This is a genomic window from Endozoicomonas sp. ONNA2, from assembly GCF_024606365.1.
Lineage (GTDB): Bacteria > Pseudomonadota > Gammaproteobacteria > Pseudomonadales > Endozoicomonadaceae > Endozoicomonas.
Window position 1 is genome coordinate 1 of sequence record NZ_JAHHPO010000956.1, and the last position, 7,988, is coordinate 7,988.

At 50.8% G+C, this 7,988-nt stretch carries 8 protein-coding genes; 6 read left to right on the forward strand and 2 right to left on the reverse strand.

What is annotated here, in order from left to right; genetic code table 11:
• Nucleotides 1–1,002, forward strand: a 1,002-nt coding sequence (locus KDK14_RS16930; protein WP_257266358.1) for a hypothetical protein, incomplete at its 5' end; no start/stop codon positions are given.
• A 131-nt stretch (nt 1,003–1,133) separates the two neighbouring features.
• Here KDK14_RS16930 and yacG read toward each other — a convergent pair.
• Complete coding sequence (gene yacG, locus KDK14_RS16935; protein WP_257266359.1) at nt 1,134–1,334, reverse strand: DNA gyrase inhibitor YacG; 201 nt, start codon at nt 1,332–1,334, stop codon at nt 1,134–1,136.
• Between the two features lie 201 nt (nt 1,335–1,535).
• A complete protein-coding gene (locus tag KDK14_RS16940) occupies nt 1,536–2,480 on the reverse strand; it encodes an outer membrane protein assembly factor BamD (protein ID WP_257266360.1) in 945 nt (314 codons plus the stop codon).
• A gap of 192 nt (nt 2,481–2,672) precedes the next feature.
• On the opposite strand from KDK14_RS16940, the gene rluD reads away from it, so the two are divergent.
• The 5 genes from rluD (at nt 2,673) to KDK14_RS16965 (ending at nt 7,978) form a co-directional block, all read left to right on the forward strand.
• Complete coding sequence (rluD, locus tag KDK14_RS16945; RefSeq protein ID WP_257266361.1) at nt 2,673–3,665, forward strand: 23S rRNA pseudouridine(1911/1915/1917) synthase RluD; 993 nt, start codon at nt 2,673–2,675, stop codon at nt 3,663–3,665.
• Nucleotides 3,666–4,412: a peptidoglycan editing factor PgeF gene (pgeF, locus tag KDK14_RS16950; protein ID WP_257266362.1), complete on the forward strand. Its 747-nt coding sequence runs from the start codon at nt 3,666–3,668 to the stop codon at nt 4,410–4,412.
• Nucleotides 4,413–4,623: 211 nt separating this feature from the next.
• On the forward strand, nt 4,624–4,755 hold the full coding sequence (locus KDK14_RS16955) for a hypothetical protein (RefSeq protein ID WP_257266363.1): 132 nt from the start codon (nt 4,624–4,626) through the stop codon (nt 4,753–4,755).
• Nucleotides 4,756–4,822: 67 nt separating this feature from the next.
• Nucleotides 4,823–7,402: an ATP-dependent chaperone ClpB gene (gene clpB, locus KDK14_RS16960; protein WP_257266364.1), complete on the forward strand. Its 2,580-nt coding sequence runs from the start codon at nt 4,823–4,825 to the stop codon at nt 7,400–7,402.
• A 117-nt stretch (nt 7,403–7,519) separates the two neighbouring features.
• A complete protein-coding gene (locus KDK14_RS16965; RefSeq protein ID WP_257266365.1) occupies nt 7,520–7,978 on the forward strand; it encodes an HAD-IIB family hydrolase in 459 nt (152 codons plus the stop codon).
• Nucleotides 7,979–7,988: the final 10 nt, after the last annotated feature.

Consider the following 7,988-nt stretch of genomic DNA (forward strand, 5'->3'; position numbering starts at 1 on the left):
ATTGTAAGCTGGTGCCACAAAGTGGCGGATAGTGTTTCCAGTAAATTTGAAGCAGGAAGCACCGCCGGTAAATGGCTTGGACGTGCAGTTGCTACAGTCTTTGTGCCTTTCGGAATTATTCCTGCGCTGGTTGGTGATACCATCCATGGTATCAAAAGTCTTTATAACAGGTGTGTTGAAAAGAAAGAAATCATTGATACAAAAATTCCAACGAAAAATATCCTGGAAGACTCGCCTGTCTCCATAAAGAGGTCAGGGCCAGATGAGGCATTCATTGAACAACTCAATCAGAAAGATATTGAAATCTTGAAGTTGCAAAATGCAATTGAGGCCACGGAAAATGAATTAAAAAATAAGTCAAATGAAGAAAATGTCTGGCGCCATGAACTGGAAAAGCAAAAGAATGAATACGACAAGCTTCAGCAACAGTTCGATTCTTTAATGGCTTTAAAGTTATGTGAAAAGAATAAACTAATTGAAGCCGAGCAGAAAATTACTGAGTTGAATGAAGAAAATAATTTTTTTAAGCAGGGTGTTCTTTGCCAACAAGCATTTACTGAAAGTGCCAATACTGCGTTGGAAGTAGAAGAAGCTAAACGTTGGGAAATCAGAATTTTGGAAAAGTTTGTCAAGCACTTTAATCAACGCTATGATTCAAGCAATGCAGGCAGCGAAGAACAGGCTGTTCCATTTGTTGAATTGCGTTTTGACGTCCCAGGTTTTGGCGAATACTTTATCAATCTACCTGAGAATCTGGCACCTGCTTTAAGGGCACGCGCTACAAAGGTTACGGCACTGGTGAGTTCACTGAGTAATGCAATCACGGATGACTTGGTTTTGGCCAATGAAGACCACTCAAATGCAACCAATAACATTAATTCATCATCCACAGATGATAATGGTCGTGCTGACAGTGCAACTTTAACTGAGCAATCGGAGCTCAAAGACGATTCTCTAAACGATCAACCAAAGGCCACAGATGCGAATAGTCAAGAAGGTTAGTTTTCAAGTTTCGTCGTCCTGAAACTTTGCCCTGACAGATGGCAATGCTTGAAAGAAACGATTTAATGAGCCGGGGGTAACCCCGGTTTTTTTGTTTGACCGGATAGCATCGGATTATTCCGGGACAATTCTTAATGTCGCGTGGGCGTATCATCCAACTCCTGTGACATGAGGTCATCAAAGGCCGGTTCGCCCGGAATGGAATGTTCTTCTTTTGCCCATGCACCAAAGTCAATGAGCTTACAGCGTTCTGAGCAAAAAGGGCGGTACTTGCTTTCGGGTACCCACTGCACGGTTTTTCCGCACTGTGGGCACTTGACGGTTTTGGTCATGATGTCTCCAAAACGTTATATCAACTTGATCCTGAGCTTGGGAGTTATCCTGAAATAACTTCGACATTTCTACAGACGCTTCCCGAAAAGCTGGAACCACTTGTGCAAGCGTGCGGCGGCATTTTCCCGGACTGAATAAAATGATGAAGTTATTCCCAGACAATTCCTTAGCTACTTATGGGCATCACCAACAAGTATTCATCAGTTCACCACCGGTGGGTGTGGGGGAGGTGCATCCTGGATTTTGGGTCTGGAGCTGCCAATCAAGCCGAAGGTAAGCGTGCTCCAGATAGACGGGTCGACGTCTTCAAACACCTTGTAACCAACGAAATTGCCACTCCTGTCCAGTGCCGGGTGGTTCGGGTAGTTCAGCCTCAAAACCTCAAGGGCTTCACCGGCCGGCCCTGGCAACTCCAGATGTTGATAACCCTCAATCATGATGGCCAGGGCTTCGGGAACGGCGGGTGTCTGCTGCATATTCTCGACAACATAACGCCCACGGTTGACCGCAGCAACGTAAGCCTTGCGTTTCAGATAATAGTTAGCGGCATGAATTTCATAGTCGGCCAGCCGATTGCGCAGGGCAACCATGCGCTGGCGAGCGTCCGGTACGTATTTGCTCTGGGGGTAACGGCTCAACAATTCAGAAAACTCGTTAAAGGATACCCGGGCCTGACCAGGGTCACGGCGGGTCAGATCCATTGGCAGGTATCGCTCCAGCAGGCCCATGGACGCTGTGTTAGACGCCAGGCCTTTGATGTAATAGGCATAGTCTGCATCAGGGTGCTGTGGGTGCAGGCGGATAAAGCGGTCCGCCGCTGCCCTGGAGGCTTCAGGCTCGGCATTTTTGAAATAGGCGTAAATAATATCCAGTTGTGCCTGTTCAGCAAATGCTCCAAAAGGGTAGCGGGACTCAAGGGTTCTCAGGGATTTAATGGCTTCGGAATAGCGCCCATCTTCAATAGCCTTGCTGGACAGTTGGTAAAGCTCAGACTCAGACAGGGTCTCCGGGAGTTGCTCATTGTGTTCGGATGATGCACAGCCAGTCAGGAAGATAGCGGCAACTACCATCAAAATGGATCTGGTGAGAAACAGGGGTAGCACCCGGGTCAATTTTGCAGTCAACTTGTCAGTCAGGATGGTCATGGTGTTGATTGGTTTCCGTACTGTTCCCGTGCACTTTACACATCAATTTTCTGTCGCTTTCGACAACCACTCAAGCCACAGGGGCTTCTTGTGATAAACTTTTCGATCCGATAAAAGACTCATCGAACAACGCATTTAACCATAGTCTGCCGGGCAACGAAAAGACAAGATTTTTGAACTGGGTATTGCTGAATGGGCGAAGTGACTAAACAGCGGATCAAAGAGCGTATCACAGCGTGTGTCAAGGTGCCTGATGATCAGGGCGGTCGTCGCTTTGATCAGATAGCGGCGGCCTGTTTTCCACAGTTCTCCAGGGCCAGGCTTCAGGATTGGATTCGTCAGGGCTTTCTGGTGGTGGATGGCGATGCCCGAAAGCCAAAAGACAAGCTCCATGGCGGGCAGCAGTTATCCCTGGCCGTTGAGGTTCAGCCTGAAGGACAGTGGGTGGCGGAAAATATCCCGTTGGATATTGTGTATCAAGATAACCATATCATGGTGATCAATAAGCCTGCAGCCCTGGTGGTTCACCCCGCAGCAGGAAACCATACCGGGACGCTGCTCAATGCCCTGTTGTATCACTACCCTGAAAATTCAGCGTTGCCCCGGGCAGGCATTGTCCACCGGCTGGATAAGGATACCACCGGCCTGATGGTGGTTGCCCGTTCTTTGGCAGCGCACAACGACCTTGTTGCACAGCTGCAGGAGCGCACAGTTCATCGGGAATATGAGGCCGTTGTGCGAGGCGTAATGACGGGCCCGGGCGTGGTTGATGCGCCCATCGGCCGACATCCGCAAAACCGCTTGAAGATGGCAGTTGTGCGGGGGGGCAAGCCATCGATTACCCATTACCGGGTAGTGCAGCGCTTTAAAGCGCACACGCACATCCGGCTTAACCTGCAAACGGGCAGAACTCATCAGATTCGAGTGCATATGAGTCACCAGCACTTCCCCCTGGTGGGTGATGACCTTTACGGTGGGGGGCTCAAGTTGCCCAAGTCCTGTCCGGCAGCGCTGGAAACCGTGCTCAGGGCATTCAAACGACAGGCGTTGCATGCCCGTCAGCTCGGCCTGATACACCCGGTGACGGGAGAGTATATGGCGTGGGAGGCACCCTTGACTGCTGATTTCCAGCGGTTGTTGGACAGTCTGGCTGCAAATGAGCCACTCTCACACAGGAGGATGTGAGTGAGCAGTGAGCGCTACCTCTGGGCCCACTGGCCTGCGCCGGAGGGTGTGAAAGCATTAGTGACTACCCGAAAGGGTGGGCTGAGTGAGGCTGGCTTTTGCAGCTTTAACCTTGGGCTTTATTCCGGTGATGTCCGGGACACAGTTCAGGCAAATCGGCAGCAACTCAAGCAGGATCTGGCAATAACTCCGCTGTGGTTAAAACAGGTACATGGTGTTGAGGTTGCCGATGCCAATGCTGATCAGCAGGAAACGGAAGCAGACGCTTCTGTTTCCCGCCAACCGGGAGCAGCCTGTGCTGTGTTAACCGCAGACTGTTTACCGGTTCTGTTCTGTAATCTGGATGGCACGGTAGTTGCCGCCGCTCATGCTGGCTGGAAAGGTATGGCGGCCGGGATTCTTGAAGCGACGGTTCATTCGATGAGAGTGCCACCAAAAACCATTATGGCCTGGCTGGGGCCTGCCATCAGTCAGCATAATTTCGAGATAGGACCGCAAGTCAGAGAACAGTTCCTCACCGACGATATGGGCTCCTGCGAAGCATTCATGCCCGGTCGGGGTGATCGTTGGTTTGCAGATCTTTATTTACTGGCACGCAGGCGACTGAACAGGCTTGGCATCAAGCAGGTGTTTGGTGGTGAGTTTTGTTCTTTTGACCAGTCCGATCTTTTCTATTCTTACCGTCGTGATGGTAAATCGTCAGGAAGGATGGCCTCCCTGATTTGGCGGGTGCAATCTCTGTCCTGATACCGTTCATTCTTGAAATGCCGCTCACCAGCACTATATAGATACCTGAACAGTACTGGCCACAGGAAAACATAGCCCGGATATTTCATAAACAGCCCGGAATCTCGCTTGTCGCTCTATGGGATTTTGTGAGGGAGCGCCAAACCAGGACGCTCGACTGAGCAAAACTCCTCCGTAGCGGCAAAGGACAAGTGAGATCGGGAGCACGTTTATGAAATATCCTGGACCGGTTGCTGGTCAGGATTCGTCCCGGAATAACTTCATCATTTTACCCGGTCCGGGAAATGGCCGCTGCACGCTTGGCGCTACCCGCAGCAGTACCGGTGGTTTCAGCGTCGGGTAGTGTGAAATGTGGCAGTTATTTCCGGACTAAAAACCGGATGCGAGATCATGAGTAGGAGAAGATCATTATGAGAATGGATCGACTGACCAGCAAGCTCCAGTCAGCGCTGTCTGATGCCCAGTCCCTGGCTATCGGCAAGGATAACAGTCAGATTGAGCCCGTCCATCTTTTGCTGGCGCTGATCGACCAGAAAGGCGGCTCGGTCAAGCCTCTGCTGATGCAGGTCGGCTTTGATGTGAATACCCTTCGTGGTGAGTTGACCGACATGCTGGAACAGCTGGCCAGCGTGTCCTCCCCGACCGGTGATATCCAGACGTCCCAGGCTCTTTATCGAATGCTCAACCTTGCGGACAAAAAAGCACAGCAGGCGGGTGATCAGTTTATTTCCAGTGAAACCATGCTGCTGGTCATGATGGAAGACAGTGCTCAACTGGGTAAATTATTGAAGAATCAGGGCGTTAGCCAGAAAGCACTGGAAAACGCTATTAAAAATATTCGCGGCGGTGCGTCTATAGACGACCCGAATGCGGAAGACTCGCGCAACTCCCTGAGTAAATACACCATTGATCTTACCGAACGTGCAGAAGAGGGCAAGCTGGACCCGGTCATTGGCCGGGATGATGAAATCCGGCGTACGGTCCAGGTTCTGCAGCGCAGAACCAAAAACAATCCGGTGATTATTGGTGAGCCGGGCGTGGGTAAAACCGCCATTGTTGAAGGTCTGGCCCAGCGCATTGTTAATGGTGAAGTCCCTGAAGGTTTGAAAGGGAAAAGACTGCTTTCACTGGATATGGGAGCCTTGATTGCTGGTGCCAAGTTCCGGGGAGAGTTTGAAGAACGGCTGAAGTCGGTACTGAACGACCTGGCCAGGCAGGAAGGCCAGATCATCCTGTTTATTGATGAGATTCATACCATGGTGGGTGCCGGTAAGGCGGATGGTGCCATGGACGCCGGAAATATGCTGAAACCTGCGCTGGCCAGGGGCGAGTTGCACTGTGTCGGTGCTACCACCCTCGATGAGTACCGACAGTATATTGAAAAGGATGCGGCCCTTGAACGGCGTTTCCAGAAGGTGCTGGTAGATGAACCCACTGAAGAGGATGCCATTGCTATTCTCCGTGGCCTTAAAGAGCGCTACGAGGCGCACCACGGGGTTGATATCACTGATCCGGCCATTATTGCCGCAGTCAAGCTGTCCCAGCGCTATATCACTGATCGACAACTGCCCGATAAGGCGATTGATCTGATTGATGAGGCCGCCAGCCGTATTCGCATGGAAATGGACTCCAAACCGGAAGCCATGGATCGACTGGAACGTCGCCTGATTCAACTCAAAATAGAACAGGAAGCCCTGAAAAAAGAAGATGATGAAGCGTCCAGGGAGCGTCTGGTCAGGTTGAATGAGCAGGTGGCTGAGCTGGAGCGCGAGTACTCTGATTTGGAAGATATCTGGAAAGCAGAAAAAGCCCAGCTGCAGGGGGGGCAGAAGCTGCGTGAAGCAAAAGAAAAACTGTTGATTGAACTCGAAGCTGCCAGGCGGGCAGGGGATTTAACCAAAATGTCCGAAATTCAGTATGGCACCCTGCCGGAACTGGATAAACAGCTGGCACAGGCGGATGCTCTGGAAACCGGAGAGCATCAGCTGCTGAGAAACCGGGTAACGGAAGAAGAGATTGCCGAAGTGGTGTCCAAATGGACGGGCATTCCGGTTGCCAAGATGCTGGAGGGTGAAAAAGAGAAGTTGCTGCGGATGGAGGAGGCACTCCATAAACGGGTCGTTGGTCAGGATGAGGCCGTGGTTGCGGTCTCTAATGCGGTACGACGCTCCCGGGCCGGGTTAGCGGACCCCAACCGTCCCAACGGTTCATTCATGTTCCTGGGCCCAACCGGTGTTGGCAAGACTGAGCTGTGCAAGGCGCTGGCCGAATTTCTGTTTGATACGGAAGATGCCATCGTCCGTATTGACATGTCGGAGTTTATGGAGAAACACTCGGTTTCCCGGCTGTTAGGTGCGCCTCCGGGGTACGTAGGTTATGAGGAAGGTGGTTACCTGACTGAAGCCGTACGTCGTAAGCCCTACTCTCTGGTGTTGATGGATGAAGTTGAGAAGGCGCACCCGGATGTTTTTAATATTCTGCTGCAGGTATTGGAAGATGGTCGTCTGACCGATGGTCAGGGGAGAACGGTAGACTTTAAAAATACCGTGATTGTCATGACGTCAAACCTCGGTTCTGACCTGATTCAGACATTCCGGAACAAAGAGGGTGAAACCGATTTTGAACAGCTCAAGAGTACTCTGATCGAGGTGGTAGGCACGCACTTTCGGCCCGAGTTTGTTAACCGGATTGATGAGGTCGTGGTATTTCATCCGCTGGGGGCCAGCCAAATCAAATCCATCGCCAGCATACAGTTGGCGAACCTGGATCGTCGGCTGGCGGACAATAATCTCCGGCTGGAGCTTTCTGATGAGGCCATGATTCAGCTGGCTGAAGTGGGTTTTGATCCGGTGTATGGTGCACGGCCATTGAAGCGGGCTATTCAACGCAGTATTGAAAACCCGCTGGCTGAAGCCATTTTGTCTGGCCGATACAAGCCTGGTGACACCATTAAGGTGGTGGTGCATGATGGAGCGCTGGCGTTCTTCTGAGTGAGAAAACTACGGATTGAACGAATTTCCTCCATGCCTTAGGTTAGCAGGCATCTTTTTCAAGGGAAGTGACTGCCTGCTTCTCAACATCTGCAATAGGATTTGCAAGAGGTATTTATGTATCCAGTGGTTGTATCCGATCTTGACGGGACTCTGCTCACCAAACAGCATGAACTATCTTTTAGAACCCGTGAAGTCATTCGACAGCTGAGCGAGAAAGGTATCAAATTTATTTTTGCGACTGGCCGCCACTTTCAGGATGTTGAAAGAATAAGGGCCCAGCTGGGTGTGGATATGTATCTGATCACCAGCAATGGTGCCAGAGTTCATAATCCGAAAGGGGAAATGATTATTCAGCACGATATACCCCCCGGGCTGGTGGAGCCATTATTGTCCTTGCGAAAACCCTTTGCCGATAAGCTTCATACTAATGTTTATCAAGGAGAGCAATGGCTGGTGGAGGTTGAGCATAGGGATCTTCATGCATTCAGTAAGGAGAGTGGCTTTACCTATCGTACGGTGGATTTTGATGCAGGGCGAAAGAATCGGCCTTACGATCGTTCCAATCAAGGCTAATTTAAACGAC